13 protein-coding genes are annotated in these 17,944 nt (G+C 53.6%); 6 read left to right on the forward strand and 7 right to left on the reverse strand.

What is annotated here, in order from left to right:
* Nucleotides 1-4 precede the first annotated feature (4 nt).
* Together QWJ10_RS16470 and QWJ10_RS16475 are read right to left on the reverse strand one after the other, a co-directional pair.
* On the reverse strand, nt 5-3,688 hold the full coding sequence (locus tag QWJ10_RS16470; protein ID WP_289928211.1) for a translocation/assembly module TamB domain-containing protein: 3,684 nt from the start codon (nt 3,686-3,688) through the stop codon (nt 5-7).
* A complete protein-coding gene (locus tag QWJ10_RS16475) occupies nt 3,688-5,421 on the reverse strand; it encodes an autotransporter assembly complex family protein (RefSeq protein WP_289928071.1) in 1,734 nt (577 codons plus the stop codon). Before QWJ10_RS16475 ends, QWJ10_RS16470 begins: the two co-directional genes overlap by 1 nt.
* Nucleotides 5,422-5,558: 137 nt before the next feature.
* Here QWJ10_RS16475 and xthA point away from each other — a divergent pair, with 137 nt between their 5' ends.
* The 3 genes from xthA to QWJ10_RS16490 all read left to right on the forward strand — a co-directional run bounded on the left by xthA (nt 5,559) and on the right by QWJ10_RS16490 (nt 9,036).
* On the forward strand, nt 5,559-6,371 hold the full coding sequence (gene xthA / locus QWJ10_RS16480; protein ID WP_019365593.1) for an exodeoxyribonuclease III: 813 nt from the start codon (nt 5,559-5,561) through the stop codon (nt 6,369-6,371).
* Between the two features lie 130 nt (nt 6,372-6,501).
* A complete protein-coding gene (locus tag QWJ10_RS16485) occupies nt 6,502-7,878 on the forward strand; it encodes a phosphate ABC transporter substrate-binding/OmpA family protein (protein ID WP_289928073.1) in 1,377 nt (458 codons plus the stop codon).
* 123 nt (nt 7,879-8,001) lie between these two features.
* On the forward strand, nt 8,002-9,036 hold the full coding sequence (locus tag QWJ10_RS16490) for a TerC family protein (protein ID WP_289928076.1): 1,035 nt from the start codon (nt 8,002-8,004) through the stop codon (nt 9,034-9,036).
* Here the strand turns inward: QWJ10_RS16490 and QWJ10_RS16495 are convergent.
* From QWJ10_RS16495 to QWJ10_RS16515, 5 genes are read right to left on the reverse strand one after another with little or no spacing between them, the layout of a single operon-like run.
* Nucleotides 9,027-11,180 carry a hypothetical protein gene (locus QWJ10_RS16495; RefSeq protein WP_289928078.1) on the reverse strand — a complete coding sequence of 718 codons (2,154 nt, stop codon included), beginning with the start codon at nt 11,178-11,180 and terminating at the stop codon, nt 9,027-9,029. The genes QWJ10_RS16490 and QWJ10_RS16495 overlap by 10 nt on opposite strands.
* Nucleotides 11,156-11,878 (reverse strand): hypothetical protein, encoded by a 723-nt coding sequence (locus tag QWJ10_RS16500; protein ID WP_019365589.1) that lies wholly within the window; start codon nt 11,876-11,878, stop codon nt 11,156-11,158. The genes QWJ10_RS16495 and QWJ10_RS16500 overlap by 25 nt, the downstream gene beginning before the upstream one ends.
* Entirely contained in the window at nt 11,875-12,297 is a 423-nt protein-coding gene (locus QWJ10_RS16505; RefSeq protein ID WP_019365588.1) for a hypothetical protein, read from the reverse strand. The genes QWJ10_RS16500 and QWJ10_RS16505 overlap by 4 nt, the downstream gene beginning before the upstream one ends.
* Nucleotides 12,272-12,766: a prepilin-type N-terminal cleavage/methylation domain-containing protein gene (locus QWJ10_RS16510; protein WP_289928082.1), complete on the reverse strand. Its 495-nt coding sequence runs from the start codon at nt 12,764-12,766 to the stop codon at nt 12,272-12,274. Before QWJ10_RS16510 ends, QWJ10_RS16505 begins: the two co-directional genes overlap by 26 nt.
* Nucleotides 12,760-13,194 (reverse strand): type IV pilin protein, encoded by a 435-nt coding sequence (locus QWJ10_RS16515; protein ID WP_019365586.1) that lies wholly within the window; start codon nt 13,192-13,194, stop codon nt 12,760-12,762. Before QWJ10_RS16515 ends, QWJ10_RS16510 begins: the two co-directional genes overlap by 7 nt.
* 605 nt (nt 13,195-13,799) lie before the next feature.
* Here QWJ10_RS16515 and QWJ10_RS16520 point away from each other — a divergent pair.
* From QWJ10_RS16520 to ssb, 3 genes are all read left to right on the forward strand, one after another.
* Complete coding sequence (locus QWJ10_RS16520) at nt 13,800-14,990, forward strand: MFS transporter (RefSeq protein ID WP_289928083.1); 1,191 nt, start codon at nt 13,800-13,802, stop codon at nt 14,988-14,990.
* A gap of 21 nt (nt 14,991-15,011) precedes the next feature.
* Nucleotides 15,012-16,223 (forward strand): MFS transporter, encoded by a 1,212-nt coding sequence (locus tag QWJ10_RS16525; RefSeq protein ID WP_289928084.1) that lies wholly within the window; start codon nt 15,012-15,014, stop codon nt 16,221-16,223.
* Between the two features lie 1,226 nt (nt 16,224-17,449).
* Nucleotides 17,450-17,929 carry a single-stranded DNA-binding protein gene (gene ssb / locus QWJ10_RS16530; RefSeq protein WP_289928085.1) on the forward strand — a complete coding sequence of 160 codons (480 nt, stop codon included), beginning with the start codon at nt 17,450-17,452 and terminating at the stop codon, nt 17,927-17,929.
* The last annotated feature ends 15 nt before the right edge of the window (nt 17,930-17,944 follow it).

The raw sequence follows: 17,944 nt of genomic DNA on the forward strand, positions 1-17,944 counted from the left end.
CGGGTTAGAAGTCTCGCTTGTAGAAGAAATCCAATGAGCTGGCAATACCACTGGCTGCTTCAAGATACAGCTGCTTGGTAAGCTGATAACGCAAGGCGACCGTATTGGCCGGCTCGAAGACGCCTACGCCGTATCGAAGCGCCAAGCGGTCGGTAATATTGCCTGACGCAACGACACTGGTCTTGTCGCCTGTCCCTTCGGTATCCAGCTGAAAGTTCTGTACGCCCAAACGCTGCGCCAGCTCACCCGCCGTGGATGATCCTCCGGCAAGGCCCAGCGCAAGTGCGGCCTGCCCCAACATGTTGTTCTCGCCTTCGTCGTTGTTGGTCAGCGGGCGCCCTAGAACAATATAGGCCAAGGCTTGCTCCTGCCCCATGGTGGGATCCGAAAACACTTCGACGCGCGGCTGATCAGCCAGACCTGACAGGCGTAATCCTGCGGTTACGTCATCCACGACACGTACTGCTTCCACATCCAGGAACGGTTGAGCGATCGGACCCTGGAAGAATATACGCGCTCGCCGAATAGTCAGTCGCTGCCCGTAAGCGCGGTAGCGCCCATCCGTTAAACGAACTTCACCACGCGTATCCAGGTTGTCACCAATATGAACGTTCCCTTCAAGGTTGGCGGTCAGGCCGAATCCCGAGAACGTGAGCTTGTCTTGCCCCACCAGTACATTTACATCCATGGACAGCTGGGTCTCCTGCTTGGGCGCAGGCGCTTCCTGTCCAACGATTACCGCATCATTGGAAACCTTGACGGTAGACGGTGGTAACTCCCGAACCGTAATGGCACCGCTCGGCACGCGAACCGTACCCTTGAGCGCCAGACTACCGTTCTGCATGACAATATTCAGGTCAGGCGCCACGATAAGGTTAGCATAGGGCTCAACCACAACAGGAAGACGATCGCCACGTACGGCGACATTCATGTCCAATCCATCCGCCCAGGATATCGCTCCACTCACATTACCCTGGCCGCGCTCGCCGCTGCGCCATCCACCGCTCACGTTCGCTTGGTTCCCGGCAATCAGAGCAGTCAGCCGAAGATCTTGAAGACGGGTTGGAACGATACCGCCCCCGACCTGACCATTGCTCAAATCGATCCGACCATTGATCGAAGGTTGAAGCAGCGTACCGCTTACCTGACCACTACCGTCGATTCTTCCGTCCAGCTGCTCAATACCTGAAACAAAACCTTTGGCAATGGCTACATTCAACCCGCGCAGATCGAAGCGCCCTGAGACAGGCTTGTCATCAGGCCGTGGATCAATCTGTGCATTCAGGGTGAGGTTGCCAAGCTGCGGGCCGCTAAAATCCAGAGAGGCGCGCACATCGTTCGGGCGCAACGTACTATTGAGCTTGAGCGTGTCATAGGCAAAATCTGCCCACTGACCATCGGCATTACGTGCTCTCAGCGTCCCTGTGCCTGCGTCGACTGTAACCGTGCCGTCTGGCCCGCTCTCAGGAAGATCAAGACGGATATCAGCATTAAGCGCACCTTGCCAGCCAAAATCCTCGGGCAGGAAAGGCGCCAGTCCGGCAAGGTCAAAGTTGCGCAGATGGTAGCGTAGCCGTGGTTCCGGCATCAGGCGCTGGTCCTCCCCACAGAGCGAGGCTTTACCTGATAGCCAGCAGTGCTGGCCAAGCGTCAGTTGCCCGTTTGCCAGACGCTCAAGGCTTGCAGGGTTTTGCAGGCGCCAGTCCTGGGGACCACTCTGGACAGCACCTCGAGTAAGCCACCCTCGCCAGTTCATCGCATCATCGAGCGTACCCTCCAGGGCAAGCGCCAGATTTGCCAGCGGCCCTTTTACATCAAGCGTGACTGCCTGCTGATGACGGTTACCCTGTCCATCGAGCATCACACGTCCAATGTCGCTAGTGCCTGCACGCACACCGGAGGTTAATAGCTGGATTCGTCCCTGCTGACGCGCATCAAGCGTACCTTTAAGGCTCAAGGCCGCCAGCCGGTTGGTTTGATAGGCAACCTCTCGCCCATTCAACACTAGCTCCCCTTGCGGCGCCTGCTGAGTTCCGCGCAAATCCACTTTTCCATTAATGGCACCAGCCAGACCTGGCCATAACTGACCGAGACGAGGCAAGTCGATATCCAGGTGCCCTTTCCATTGCTCGGCCAGCTGACCGCTTCCCTGAATGCGATTACTGCCCAGACGGACAGTCAGGTTATCAAGATCCCATTGCTTATCCTGACCACGCGCCTGCGCTGCCAGCTGAGCAGGTTGACCTCTCAGCTGTCCCTGCAGCCCCAGATCAGCCGTCACACGTAGCTGCTCACCCTTGATTTCCCCTTCACTGCGTAGCGGTCCGCCCAGATTGCCAGGCAGCTGGGCGACCCAGAATGCAGGATTAAACTGGCTGAGGTTCAGGTTCGCCTTCCAACCAATACCATCAGCAAACCGGACGTTCACCTGCCCCTCGGCACGTCCTTGCCCGGCATGTAGATCCAGCGACGGCAAATTGATCTGTGTGAGATCACCTGTAAACGGCGTCACCAGCGTGAAATCACCGGCAGGCCCCGTTAGTGCAGCGTCCACATTTCCGATATAGCGCTCATCGGTGTACTGAACTTCACCTTTCAGTCGACGCAGCGCTACGGGCGGTTCCTCGATCTCGGGATACAAACGACGCCATGGGAACTCATTCCAGTTGATAGTGGCATTCGCATTGAGTCCTTCCGACCAGCCTGCTTTGCCGCTCAAGACGACTTTACGCTGCTGCCCCGCATCGAGCGTCAGTCCTTTAAGGTCTGCACCTTCTGCCGTAACGGTGCCATCAAGCTTCAGGGCGACGTCACCTCCTTCACCCGGCAGTACAGACGTGCCCACCAACTTATATCCATCTGTAAGAGTGCCGTTTGCAGTCAGGTCGAGCGCGTTGAACGTCAGGGTCTTTGGCAGATCCTTTGTTGGCTTGAAACCGTTGGCCGTCAGATGCAGCGAAGCCGGCACACCCTTTGCCAAAGGCTGCACGTCGCCTGTCAACCGGCCCGGCAGGTAGCCGCTGCTGTCGGCCTGAAGAGTCAAGCTTCCCTGCAGATCACCTTCCATATGTAAGGTCAGTGGCCACTCCTGCTGGTCAGGCGCAGGCAGACGGGCATTGGCGTCCGCCGTCAAAGGCCATTGCCCGGAAGGCTGCAACGTCCCGGTAAGGCTGAGCATCATGTCGTCGCGGTGTGCATCCAGCTGCTCAATGACCAGGCTGCCACCTTCAGAATGAGCGCGTAGCGTGGCGTTTGCGAACTGCTCATTGCCATCGAGCGTAAACCGTCCTATGCGTACATCACCCAGCTGAACGTCTATCGGTAGCTTGAGGTCGGGTAACGTAACCGGCCCCTCATCGGGCGTCTGCTCCTCAGTGGGCGCCAGATCGAGATTGATCTCGCTGGCTACGAGCGTATCGATGCAAAGTGTTCGCTTGAACAGGCAACCAGGCGACCAAGCGAACTCAGGAGACACCAGCCTAACCTGCGTACCGGCCTGAGCCCAAGTCAGCGTGTCGGCCTTCCAGTGCCCTCCCAGTCGACCCATATAGCCTTCCACTGCAAGCCCGGGAACCCGGCCCAACACCCAACGGCTTCCAACCTCGGTTCCCAACAAGATGGTCACGCCCAATACAAGAACAACGACAACCGTCAGCAGCGTGGCGCCAACAATCTTGAGCGCACGCATCATAATTCCGGCCCCATCGAGAAATGCAAACGAAAGCCACCTTCTTCATCAAGGCCATGAGCCAGATCGACACGTATGGGCCCTACTGGCGAAACCCAACGGATACCAAGGCCGATACTGGTCTTGATATCCGGATTATCGAGCGCATTGAACGCTCCCCCCTGGTCGACAAAGGTCGCCAGTCGCCATTTATCCTTGAGCGGATACTGGTACTCAACGCTGCCGGTGACCATGTATCGTCCACCGATTCTGTCTCCGTCGGAGTTCGTGGGCGATAGCGTCTGGTAGTCGTAGCCCCTGACGCTCTGATCACCACCGGCAAAGAAGCGCAGCGATGGCGGAATCTGCTTGTACCCATTGGTGGCGTTGCCGCCGACCTGAACCCGCCCTAGCAGCCGGTGCCCACCGGCAAAAGTGGTCAGGCCACGCGCCAGCGCCGTCACATGCACCATGTTGGCATCGGAAACGATGCCCTCTTTAGCAGCCGAGACACCAAACTGCAGCCGGTAACCATGGCTAGGATCGATCCGGTTATCGCTGCGCAGGTAGGAATAATCGACTCCCGGCATGAGCAGTGTCGACAGACCTGAATCATCTCCCAGACGGTATTCCTCTCGCTGGAGTTTCAGGGAGAGCACCCGTGTCCAGCCGTTGGGTAATTTGCGGTGCCATTCGGGCCCGACGGTGAGCAGGCGACTCAGCGAATCGTCATCGGCGATTTCTTCATACTGATATCCCCCCGCCAAACGGAATTTATCGTTGATGGGGTCGCGCCCGGGAATGTCATACCAGGCGCCGATGTTCTGACGTGGCGCGGAAAGCTCCATCTCCGCGCCCAAGCTATGCCCCTGCGCATTGAGCCAATGTCGATCCCAGGTTGCGCGAACACGCGGGCCGACGTCGGTAGAGTAGCCAAGCCCCAACCCCAGCGTACGTGGCTTGCGAGTAGTCAGGTTCACCATGACCGGAATCGTCTGGTCTTTGGCATCTGCCGGAACAGCGTTGACGCGCACGCTGTCGAAATAACCGCTTCGGAGCAGCGTCTGCTGAAGCTCAGCAAGGGTTTCCGAATCATAGGGCTCGTCTGGCTTGAACGGCACCATGCGATTGAGCAGGTCTTGATCGAATGGAAAATCTCCTTCGTATTCCACGTTACCCAACCGGTAGCGAGGCCCGCTTTCGTAAACCAGCGCAATGTCTGCGTAGCCAGCCTGCGGATCGATGATCAATTTCTGCTGGGTGAAGTGCCCACTGAAGAAGCCATAACGTGCAGCCTGATTCTGGATCAGTGTCTTGGCATCTTCATAGAAGCCATGATTGAGCTGAGCGCCAGACTTCAGATTGGCACCATCAGGCGCCTTGAATGACTTGAGTTCCCGCGCCGGGCCTTCCACGCGGATATCTACCTGGCGCAGTCGAACGGGCTCTCCAGTCTGGATATCCAGGACCAACCGAGGCGTCTGCCCCAGCTCGACCCGGCTATCAATCTGCGCATGGTAGTAGCCCAGTGCCTGGGCAGCCTGCTCCGCCTGGCCTTCAGCCGTACGCCGCAGCCGTTGCAAGGCAACCGCATCCCGATCGGCAAGGCTGCCTATATACGCAGAAATGTTATCCCGCAGCGCACGATTATCAGGCGTAACGTGCACGGTGAGTTCGGCCGCTTGGGCCATGGCGACGCCGCTCATTAAAAGCAGGCCGGCAATACTGAGTCGGAGTCGTAAATGAAAAGTCATGACGCGATGCTACCGGGCGAGTGGTCGTGAGACAAACGCAGCGTCGTGGCGTTCATCGGCTATACCTGCGAAGCAGGCTCGTCATGAAGCCGTTCTATACGCTAGGATGGCCATTTTACCGAGAGTCTTCTTCGCCCATGAAGATTGTTTGCTTTAATATCAATGGCTTGCGAGCACGTCCTCATCAGCTGGCTGCCTTGATCGAACGTCACGGACCCGATGTTATCGGGCTTCAGGAAACCAAGGTCTCGGATGACCAGTTCCCGCTGGCTGATATCGAGGCGTTGGGTTATCACGTTCACTATCACGGGCAAAAAGGTCACTATGGCGTAGCACTGCTTTCACGCCAGGCACCGCTGGAGATCCACAAGGGTTTCCCCAACGACGGTGAAGAGTCCCAGAAACGTTTCATCTATGGCGTTTATGCCGACCATAACAACCAGCCGGTCGTCATTATGAACGGCTATTTTCCGCAGGGCGAAAGCCGGGACCATCCTGTCAAGTTTCCTGCCAAGACCAAGTTCTATGCAGACCTGCAGCAACTTCTTGAACAGCGCTACTCCGCCAACACACCGCTGCTGCTAATGGGCGATTTCAATATCTCACCTGAAGACTGCGATATCGGCATTGGTGCCGATAATGCCAAGCGCTGGCTGCGTACCGGCAAATGCAGCTTTCTACCCGAGGAGCGCGAGTGGCTGGCCAAGCTCAAGAACTGGGGGCTGGTTGATAGCTTCCGCCACCTCAACCCTATTGTTGCGGATCGTTTCAGCTGGTTTGATTACCGTAGCAAAGGGTTTGAAGCGGAGCCCAAGCGGGGCCTTCGCATTGATCTGATCCTGGCCTCGCAAGGTGTTCAGCCTCGCCTCAAAGATGCCGGTATCGACTATGACATCCGTGCCATGGAAAAGCCCTCTGACCATGCCCCTATCTGGGTTGAGCTGACCTGACGCGATACAGTGGTCTGCTCAAGCAGGCCACCTCACAACGCAATAGTGGCAAAAAGCTGCCGTTGTAACGTTTTCATCATTTTTCCCTTTTATGCTGCCCGCGTCTCATTTCCAGGGTAGCTGTAGGAATATGAATTCCGCCCGTCAGGATTCCATCCGTTGGAGCCGTCTTCTTGCCGGCGCGCTTCTCGGCATCGTTTGCACCGTCTCATCATGGTCGACCGTGGCGCAGCCATTACCGCTTCGCACAGATGGCAAACCGGTATTGAGTATCCATGGCTCCAACACCATCGGCGCTCAGCTTTCCCCGCTCATGGTCGAAGGCTTTCTCAAAACACATGGGTTCGAGACCATAAACAGCCGGACTGGCAGTCATGAAAACGAACGCATTATTATTGGCAGACGCGCCAACGGTGATCAGGTTCGCATCGATATGGCGGCGCATGGATCGAGTACCGGCTTTGCCGATCTTATTCATGGCGATACCGATATCGCTGCTGCCTCACGCCCTATCAAGGACAGCGAGGCACTCGAGCTCAAGCGATTGGGTAATGCACGAGATGCCGGATCCGAGCATGTCATTGGTATTGATGGCATCGCTATCATCCTGAACGCGGCGAACCCATTGACCACGCTTTCAACCGATGAGTTGGCCCGACTCTTTTCAGGCGATGTGAAGAATTGGAAAGACATTGGGGGTTCACTAGGTCCTGTTCACTTGTATGCGAGAGATGACCAATCAGGCACCTTTGATACCTTCAAGGAACTGGTCATGTCCTCTCATGGCAAAAGCCTTTCGCCTACAGCTACGCGTTTCGAATCCAATGACGAGCTATCCGACGCTATCAGCCAGGATCCATATGGAATCGGCTTTGTCGGACTGGCTGCTGTAGGCAAGGCAAAAGCCGTATCGATCTCTGACGGATCGGCGCTAGCCCTACCCCCAACGGTTACCACCGTTGCTACGGAAGACTATCCCCTCTCACGTCGTCTGTTCCTCTATAACAAACCCGACGAGAAAAATCCGTGGGTAAATGCCTTCATCCGCTACGCTCAAAGTTCGGAGGGGCAAAGATGGGTCAGCAAGAGCGGATTCGTGGCTCAAGAAGTACTGGCGGTCCAGCCCGTCGTGCCGGCAGATGCGCCAGCGTTTTATCGTCAGCTTGCCGACCATGCGCAGCGTCTTTCGGTCAATTTTCGCTTCGCTGAGGGTAGCGCCACGCTGGACAACAAGGCCAACCTCGATATCGAACGTCTGATGACCTACCTCAGAGAAAATGACAAGCTCGACAAGAAGGTAGCACTGATTGGCTTTAGCGATACAAAGGAAGACTTGAAGCGAGCCGAACTGCTCTCCAAGCTACGCGCCATGGCCGTACGGCGGGAGCTGAACAAGGGTGGCGTGATGTTCCATGACATCGTAGGGCTGGGCGATGCCTTGCCTGTAGCAGCCAATACTGATGAAGGCCGGATGAAGAACCGGCGCGTAGAAGTGTGGGTCTATTGAGATGACGAAGCCAACCGCTTTGTTAGATTCAACCCTACCTCTATGGAGGTGTGACGCCGGGCCCCTCTGACGATCACCCGATCGCCATGTCGGAGTCACCTAACGACATCGACAGGATCGATCATGCCCGACGCATTTGATTTCCTGATTACGCCCTTCATGGGCGCCGCCGCTTGGCTGTGGCTGAGCTTTCTTATCATCGTACTCTTGCTTCTGATCTTCGATCTGGGTGTCCTGCAGCGCAATCATCACGAAATAGGCATCAAGGAGAGCCTGGTGATGTCGGCAGGCTACATCTCGTTCGGGATCGCCTTTGGTGGATGGATCTGGTACGAATTTGGTGCCACTCGCGCCCTTGAATATTACACAGGCTATCTGGTCGAACAGTCGCTTTCGATGGATAACGTCTTTGTTATGGCGCTGATCTTCAGCTTTTTTCAAATTCCGCGTAAATACCAGCATGAAGTCCTGTTCTGGGGTGTACTCGGCGCCATTGTCATGCGTGCCATCATGATTGGCGTTGGCGCTGCGCTGGTACAACGCTTCGATTGGATCCTTTATGTATTTGGCGCATTCCTGTTGATCTCAGGAATCAAAATGCTCTTCAGCCGCCACGACGACCAGCCCGACCTGGCCCAAAATCCCATGCTGCGCTTCTTGCGCAAGCATATCCGCGTGACGGACCAGCTTCATGGTGATCGCTTTCTGATACGCAAGGAAAAGGAAGGCTTCAGCAAGCCCCTGGTCTACGCCACCCCGCTTCTCTTGGCGTTGATACTCATCGAAATGGCGGACCTGGTTTTTGCGGTGGATAGCGTTCCGGCCATCTTTTCGATCACCCAAGAGCCTTTTATCGTTTACACATCAAACATTTGTGCCATTTTGGGCCTTCGAGCGCTCTACTTTGCCTTGGCTGCCATGATCAGCCGATTCGCCTATTTAAAATATGCGTTGGCGTTGGTGCTCATTTTCATCGGGGCCAAGATCTTTGCACACTCCTTCATTGGCCCAATCCCGGCACCGCTATCACTGGGTGTAACCTTTGGTCTGCTGGCTGGTGGTATCGTGTTGTCGTTGTTCAAGACACGCGGACACGCCGAGCACTTAAAGACAGGCACCTCTAAAAACAACTCCGGCCCTTGGGGGGGTCATAAATAACGGGTCCAAAGAATCTGGACCGTAGGCTGAGCCCGACCAATATCATACATAGCGCCACTGTTTGTCGTACCAGAGCCTTCCGGCGCATTACCGGGGGCCTGCTCGGGAGAAAAGGTGGAAGGCCACGCTGTGGTATCAATCGTGGTTGAGCCTCCAAGTTGTTGAATGCCTCCGCCTTGAGCGGCAGACGTAATCGTACCGTGGACGCGTGTGTTCCCGGTTGTCACAACGTTATTACCCGCCACTACGCTGCCATAAACATCGTTACTGGCTCCCAAAGTGACCGTCCCCCCAGAGAAAGTGCCGTTGAGGTAACCCCCCGCTAGCAGCGCCACGTTTCCTACAGCAGAGGGCTTATAAAGACCTTTTGCTATATCACAAAGATTCAAAGGATAGAGTCCAGCCAAATCCAGGCTGGCCGGAACGTTGTCTTCTGCGCGTCGCGTATTTCTACAAATCGGATCAAAGCCAGCATAATTGACAGCGATGGTTTTATTTTTGGCGGTAGTTGCTATGTTGCCCGTCGCAATAATGCTGTTGTAATAAACACCGCTCCCAGCCTGAACATCCCCTTGAAACCATAGGACACCTGGCGCAAGGCTCCAGCCAGAAAGCGACCACAATCCATCTCTGTAAGTTATGCAGCCATTAAATGTAGTTGCGCCCTGACATATCGTCTTATTAGGCTGAAGCGGAGCGGTACACATACCCTGAGCATTAACTTCGTTACAAAGAAAATCACGGTAACCTCTTCCGCCAGCATCCGGGTAATTTCCCAGGAGATAAACACCATTAGCAATACCACTGACACCTTGGACAGTTACCTGTCGCTGCCCAGTGGATGAGAGTTGAAATACATAATTGGCGTTGGAACGAAGTTGATAAGCGTCTACCTTACTCGTCTGTACTACTGTTTCTTTCACAGTTTGAACAGTAACGCGCGGTACATTGACCTGATAATTAACAGTCCGTACTACGTTTACCTTGGAATTTTTATCTACCGTGAACGCACCGCCAACTGTTCCGCTTGCAACAACAGCAGTACTTGCGGTCAAAGCGCCTTGTCCATCGAGGCGGCTAGTTATCTCTCCTCGATCTATTAGCGTATTACCCTGAGTTCTAACCGTCTGGACCGTGCCGTCATCAATTCGTACATCGCCAATAGCCGCTACAGCCGTACCGTTATTGGAACCGGAATACGTAACCTTACCATTGGTATTGATTTCTCTGGCTGAATCCTTACTTGTCCAAAAAACGTCTGATTGACTATTGAGTGTCGTGATAGCGCCACTGCTTATATTGACATTCCCGGTTACGTTCGCTGTCGAAATCTGACGCCCAGCCATATTAAGCGTGCCATTGGCGGTAACCGTTCCCGCGCTGGCATTTCCGGTTAGGGTTACGTTCTTGATAGCTGAGACGGTTAGTGCCGAAGCGTTTCCTTCCAGCGTCACGTTGCCGTTTGTCGTCAATGAACTGACAGAGACCGAGCTGCCAACCGTAATATCATCCGTTGAACTGATTGCATCCAGACCCGTGACATTACCAGAAAGATTGACCTTTCCTTTGACACTTATATTGGCCTGTTGCGGCCCCTCGAAGCTGACAGACCCATTAAGGTTGAGATCTGTACTAATTCGGATGAGAGGCGGTACTGATGCAGGACTTGAGGGACCGGTTGTACCTGAAGCAGCTCCAGTCGCCGGGCCTGTACCCGTTGAGGTGTAGTCCAGCGGATTGACATCAAAAATCGCTTGTACGACAGCAGTTGAGTCGGCTGCTCTACCCGTAACATTAGCTACTATGCGGTACTGATCGCTTTTGGGCTTAGTCTTGGACAATAGCTCTACCCGTAATCCTTCAGTTCCGCCTACAGCAATTTCTCCTGCCGCAAGCGCCTCCAGATCATTTGTAGATCGGTTTGTCAAAAATTGTCTCAGCAGCTCCACGCCTGTCCAGGCCTTCAACTGGGCTGGCGTTGTTGCATGAACCGCCAGCTGCCGCTCCTGCGTGCCTTGCACCATGTACATCATACCTAGCGCTGCAATGGTCAGCGTCATTCCAGTCAGCAGAATGACCATCAGTGAGGCGATACCTCTTTGGCGAGCCGGAAAGCTAATCATGGCGCGAAATTCGATAGGCACGTGGTAAAACTAATCGTCAGCGGCTCAGGCTGCGGTTCCAGATCCAACACGGGAAAACGCACCTGTACCGCATGAACCCCTTCATTTGTACTAAAAGGCCAACATGTCGCTTCGACCACTTGCATATAGGCGCCCTGTGTATCGCTGCCCATCTCGTTGATCAGGTCAGCCGTGATCCAATCCAGCGATGCCCACACCTTCGCACTGGTGCACTTCATGGGTTTGAGCAGTACAAGTCCTGAGGAAGTCGAGACCAGACCGCTGCATTGATAGGCATCCGCGATCGGAGCGGCCGTAATAGTGCTGGCATTGAAGCCCCAGATAATCGCGTTTCCCAACGACCCTTTAATCGGATCCGCTTTAGTAAAATCTATTACCGTTCCACCCGATAATTTGCGCACATTGTTTTCGTCTGCCTTGGACAGCACTGCATCACGAATGAAGACCAGATCCGTACCTAGTTGAGGTCGCTTGGTACCAGTCACCGGCAAACCAAACCCTGCCTGTTGCAAAGCGATCTGTGCAGTCAAAAGTCCCGAGGCTTTCTGCCCCTCCACCTTGGCCAGGCTTGCCGACTCTACACTTACGCCTACCAGGGTCCGGTATAGCGACAACATCGCCAGTACGGTAATCAGCGAAATGACCATGCCTATCATGAGGCTGATCAGATTAAATCCCCTCTGACGATTATCTGTCACAGATCGCCCACCTGAATGGGCAGACCAAATACCTCCTGATCCATGGCACGGGTCTGTAGCATAACGTGTTGAGGAGACGCATCTACTGTGCGTCCACCCAGCGAAATAGCGCCCGACGTCGTCGTGCACTCCACATCCAGTGGAAATGGGGAACCATCAATGGGTGAATAGACAATGGCCTTGCTATTGGCACTATTACCTGGACAGAGCGTTGTTCCATAGACATGCAGCAGGTTGCGCATTTGCACCACGATATAGTTCTGGATATGCAGGTCTGTTTGCGTCTGCTGAATACGCGTGGCGATATGAATCATGCCGATGCCTATGATTGACATCAGCAAGACACCCACCAGGGCCTCGATCAGCGTATCGCCGCGCTGACAGGACCTGCCATTAAATAATGGTGATCGGAAGCGCATCTTCTCGACCCGCCTTCACTGCCAGATCCACCGTAGCGCAATCAAGTCCCGACTGGCTACTTTGAAAAGGTAGCGCTCGGTTATCCAATGCGACGCACTGGAAGGATCTGTTGTCGGACTCGATGGTAACTTGTTTGGGTAGCGCACTGCTCCATACAACCTGGGCGTTACCCACCTGACCACAATTAAAAGCGCTCTGCCCTGCAACCGGCTGGGCCAGCACCAGGGAAGTGTCGTTCAAACACAGCAAGGCAGCAGGTTTGTCCGCTCCGATGATACCCGCCGGGTTTCTCAATGCCATCGCCTTGGCCCGTGCAATCCCCTGCTGAAGAACACCGGCAGCATCACGCTGATGAGCACTGTTCAACCACCCCTGAGTCAAGGGAACGCCTGCCATCAAAAGAATACTCATCACAGCCAACGTGACCATTAGTTCGATCAGGGTGAAACCCTTGGCCTGCTTTACCATGATGTCACTCCTGGGCAACCGATCGCGGTACGCTCGTTCTTGCTTGTCAATGTAAGCGTACAGGTGCTCAACTTGGCACTCTTGCCACGGGCAGATACCGTATAGGCCGTATCGGTGACTTGAGTGATCATGTATTCGAAATCCGCACCCTGAGCAGGCTGCCATTTGCCATTGAACAGCGCCTGTGTGGCAGCTGTGGTCGTTGTAACCGGCGCAGAGGAATATTTCAGGGTACGCTGCCGCACGTTCTCCATATTAAGTCCAAGCGCCACAAGGTCGCCCTGCGCTGTCTTGATCTGGCTGCGGGTGACATACGAGCTGTAGGACGGAACCGCGATAGCCGCCAGGATGCCGACTATGGCGACCACGATCAGAATTTCGATAAGTGTAAAACCGCCGCTGCGGCGAGTATCGATATGCTTATGCATGTGTTTGAACCTACGTCTCTTTAACGTCCATGCACGATAATTCCGAACAGTATTCGGACTTTCCCTGAACCATTGATCGTTATACAGCCAACTACCAATATCTATTCAAATGCTGTGCCAGCTAAGCAAACTGTTGTTCTGCTTCAGGCTAGACACAGCATCAATAAAGGGCCGGAGCACCTTCAAACTTTATGCATATACGATAAGAGAAGCTGGTAAAGCGCCATGATGCAAGTCGTTGATGACAATATTCTGGCGCAAAGCTAGCGAAGCGGAAGACGCTGCCAGAAAACAGTCTAGCCAGAAAGATCCTTTCCTCAATTACCTGCTTACTGTTAGCTTCAACTTTATTCATTAAGTAGTTGATTAATCGGTATAAATTAGAAAATTCTAGAAGTTACTTTAACTTTTAATCTGTGTTCTGAAATGAGGTATGGCTTTCTAGCCCTCTCATCTGATAACGCTTTAATACGGCAAATACCTCATGCAGTGGCTTACGTAACGAAACCCTGCTCAGCAGCGTCTACACGGTAATATCGCTTTATTGGATGCTTAGCTAATGATCCAATAAGCAGTTCAAACATTCAGGAACGCTTTTGTTGTCCATGTCGAACACCGAGTCCCAATCACAACGACCTTTTGCAATTACGCTTGTAGTCGTTTCAACTGTTCTCTTTACTTTCCTTGCTTATCTGACCATTGGAATCCCACTTGCGGTCCTGCCCAAATATGTGCACGACCAGTTGGGGTTCAACTCGGTCGTCGCCGGACTCGTCATTAGTAGTCAATACCTCGCTACGCTTCTCTCACGATCCCATGCCGGTAAAGTCATCGATACCATAGGCGCCAAGCAAGCCGTCATTTATGGCATGGCTGGATGTGGCCTAAGTGGGATACTCATGCTGGCATCTACGCTTTTGCAGAGCGCACCCTCAATCAGCTTAGGGTGTTTGCTGGTAGGACGCCTTATCCTGGGCTGCTCGGAAAGTCTTGTAGGAACGGGAGCCATCAGTTGGGCGATTGGCCGTACTGGGGCGGCGCATACGGCCAAGGTCATTTCCTGGAATGGCATCGCCAGCTATGGGGCCTTGGCCGTTGGCGCACCCTTGGGCGTCATGCTGGTCAATGGTCTGGGCCTATGGAGCATGGGTGTCAGCATTCTTGTGCTTGCCCTGCTAGGCTTCTACCTGGCCAGACCTAAACCTGCCATTGCAATTGTACCTGGTAAACGCATGCCCTTTCTCAATGTGCTGGGGCGCGTTGCGCCGTATGGCATGGGCCTTGCCCTAGGCGGAATCGGCTTTGGAACCATCGCAACCTTTATCACACTTTTCTACAGCAGCCATCATTGGGACAACGCAGCCTTTTGCCTAAGCGTATTCGGCTTTTTCTTCATCTGTGCACGCCTCTTGTTTGCCAATGCCATCAATCGACTAGGCGGATTTCGGGTAGCGATTGTCTGCCTGACCGTTGAGACGTTCGGATTATTGATGCTCTGGCAGGCCTCGACACCCTTCCTTGCGCTTGCAGGCGCAGCCCTGACCGGGTTTGGCTTTTCCCTGGTATTTCCTGCATTGGGTGTCGAGGCCGTCCGGCTGGTGCCTGCCGCGAACCGAGGCTCGGCGCTGGGCGCCTACTCAGTTTTCATTGATCTCTCATTAGGTATCACGGGTCCATTGATTGGGGCCATTGCAGCGAACTTTGGCTATCCCATTATGTTCCTAAGCGCAGCCCTGGCGTCGTTAATGGGCTTGGCATTGAGTATCACGCTGCTAAAACGGAATCCTAACGTCTGAGCCGGGAGGCCTTACCTACTGATGAACGCTTCAGAATCCGTTGCCATTACCTTGCGTATCGCCTCAATCGTCGTTTTCAGCTTTTTGACGTTTCTGGCCATTGGTCTACCGCTTGCTATCCTGCCCGGATATGTCCATGACACCCTGGGCTTTGGGTCGGTCATGGCAGGCCTGACCATCAGCATCCAATACATCGCCACCCTGTTTACGCGCCCGATTGCAGGCAAGATTGCTGATAGCATCGGCCCCAAGAAAGGCGTAATCGCAGGACTGTTTGGCTGCGGCATCTGTGGCATCCTGACTTTCATCTCAACTCTGCTACAGGACTTTCAGGTTGCAAGCTTGGTGCTGCTTATCATAGGGCGAGTCTTTCTAGGATGCGCCCAGGCACTGATTGGTACAGGCTCGCTGAGCTGGGGCATGGGCAGTGTTGGGATGCAGCACGTCAGCAAGGTGATTTCCTGGAACGGAATCGCAGCCTACGGCGCCTTGGCCATTGGTGCTCCGCTAGGCGTTGCCATGGTAAGCAGCCTGGGACTCTGGAGCCTGGGTGTAAGCATTGTTTTACTGGCCGCCATCGGCCTAGCCCTGGCCTGGAATAAAGAGCCTGCTCCTGTCATTCCTGGCGAGCGCCTCCCCTTTCTTCGCGTCTTCTGGCGCATCAGTCCTTATGGGCTGGGTCTACTGTTAAGCTCGATTGGCTTTGGCACCATCGCGACGTTCATTACGCTGTACTACGGCAGCCATGGCTGGCCAAACGCTGCCTATAGCCTGACAGCATTTGGTGCTGCGTTCATCTGCGCCCGTCTTTTATTTGCAGGAACAGTCAACCGCTTCGGCGGATACCCCGTCGCCATTGCCTGCTTTATCGTGGAAACACTAGGTCTGCTGCTTCTGTGGTTAGCTGTTTCACCCGGCATGGCCATGGCAGGAGCCGCGTTAGCAGGCTTTGGCCTCTCGCTTGTTTATCCCGCCCTAGGTGTAGAGGCCATTGTAAAGGTCCCCGCCACTAATAGAAGCGCTGCGCTAGGTGCCTACTCACTGTGCCTGGACATGTCGCTCGGAATTACCGGCCCCGTAGCCGGCAGCATTGCCAATGAGTTTGGCTTCAACTCCATTTATCTCTTTGCTGCAATGATGTCTCTAGCCGGCCTTCTGCTGTGTCTTTATCTTTTCAAACAGGCGCAGCGCGCTATGGAAACACCTAACGCCAGGCAGGATCGGCCAAGCTAGGCTTACAGATGAAAGTATCCAGCTGATACGTATGTCAGCTGGATACTTTCGTTCAGCACACACTAACAACCTGTGGCGTAAAAGCTTCGGGCCAAGTTAGCAAGATATTATCAATAATGCCTCGCATTACACATCAAGCACTTACTGTAGAACCCATGCTCATCATCGTGATGGCTTAACAAGCCCTCACAATGGATACACCCTCCATGCAGCCTTCCTTTTTTCCAGCGCAGCAGTTTTCGGAGGCGTGTTAACAGCCATGACAGGCCTATCGACAAACTTACTAACCACATCATCAAGCTAATCAGCTTGGCAGTAATCGCTAGATCCAAAAGCACTAGCGCTTCAACGTTACCCGCCCAAACGAAAAGAACGATCGAAATAGCCTGACCTACCAACAGCACCAATATAGGCATGGCAAAAAGTCTAAAACCCATAGAGCCCGACACGAATAAAAGACAATTAATGACTCCTTTGAAGACGCCTGACTATACAAACAACCGGGAAATCTTATCGGGTAAGCCGAAACGTTGAATCAATGTCAATTTAACGGCCTCCTATCCCAAAGCTGAAATGAATATCAGACATAAAGCATTCAACGCTACGTCGATCCAAGAGAGCCCATTATACAATCACCAGATGCTATCAAATGGCCACTAGTCTAAAAGCTTTGCCGCTGGTGCCATAAGGAGCCAACAGAGCATGGCTCCCATATCCAAGCGATTACTAACAACCCCTTCCGCACCTAAGTCGTTACTAAAGCTTACGCCTAGGCTGCTTGTTTTGAAAAAGCCCCTGCATCAGGCACCCGCTTAATGCCTCATGTTTTTTAGAAATGGAATTTTCTATATAAATTCATATCAGGGCTTCGTAATTTCATTAATGACCTGCAAAACGCCAGCTTATAGTTCTTACTCTACGATCCAAACACTTGAAAAAGCGACAAGCGGTCCATACAACCCAAACAATTGATATTGTTTTTAACCCTCTCGCCCCCATATCTGTAAAGCACGACCTAGAACTTCGGAAATTTAAAACGAGCGCGTAAGTTAATTATAAAGCACGCTTCTGACCGTTTAGATATCAGCTTACTGAGCAACTCCCAACTTCAGTTTTCAGGAACGATTGAACGTATTGATGGGCAAACTAAAATAGTCGCTTATACGTATAGACATCAGTAATGTATACAAAAGACCGCAGCCCTAGTGCTGACTGTGAGGTTTCGAATGGCTAGAGGTGTCAACAAGGTTATTCTCATTGGTAATGTAGGTGCCGATCCCGAAATCCGCTATACGCCCAATGGTAACCCCATCACCAATATCACCCTTGCAACCAGTGAAAGCTGGAAGGACAAGCAGAGTGGTCAGTTGCAAGAACGAACCGAGTGGCATCGGGTCGTCTTTTTTGGCCGGCTGGCCGAGATAGCCGCCGAATACCTTCGCAAAGGATCACAGGTTTACGTAGAGGGTACGTTACGCACACGAAAGTGGCAGGGCCAAGACGGGCAAGACCGCTACACGACTGAAGTTATCGTCGACATAAGCGGTACCATGCAACTGCTTGGCGGCCGAGGGGATAACGAACCATCGAGTAACCAACAATCCGGCAAACAACCCTCTGGGCAAGCCCGTAGGCCTACACAGCCGCAGCCCTCAACCCAGCCGGCTCCAGACTACGACAGCTTCGATGATGATATTCCATTTTAAAGGCGCTTAGGCGCC

Source organism: Pseudomonas sp. WAC2 (genome assembly GCF_030403525.1).
Classification (GTDB): Bacteria; Pseudomonadota; Gammaproteobacteria; order Pseudomonadales; family Pseudomonadaceae; genus Chryseomonas; species Chryseomonas luteola.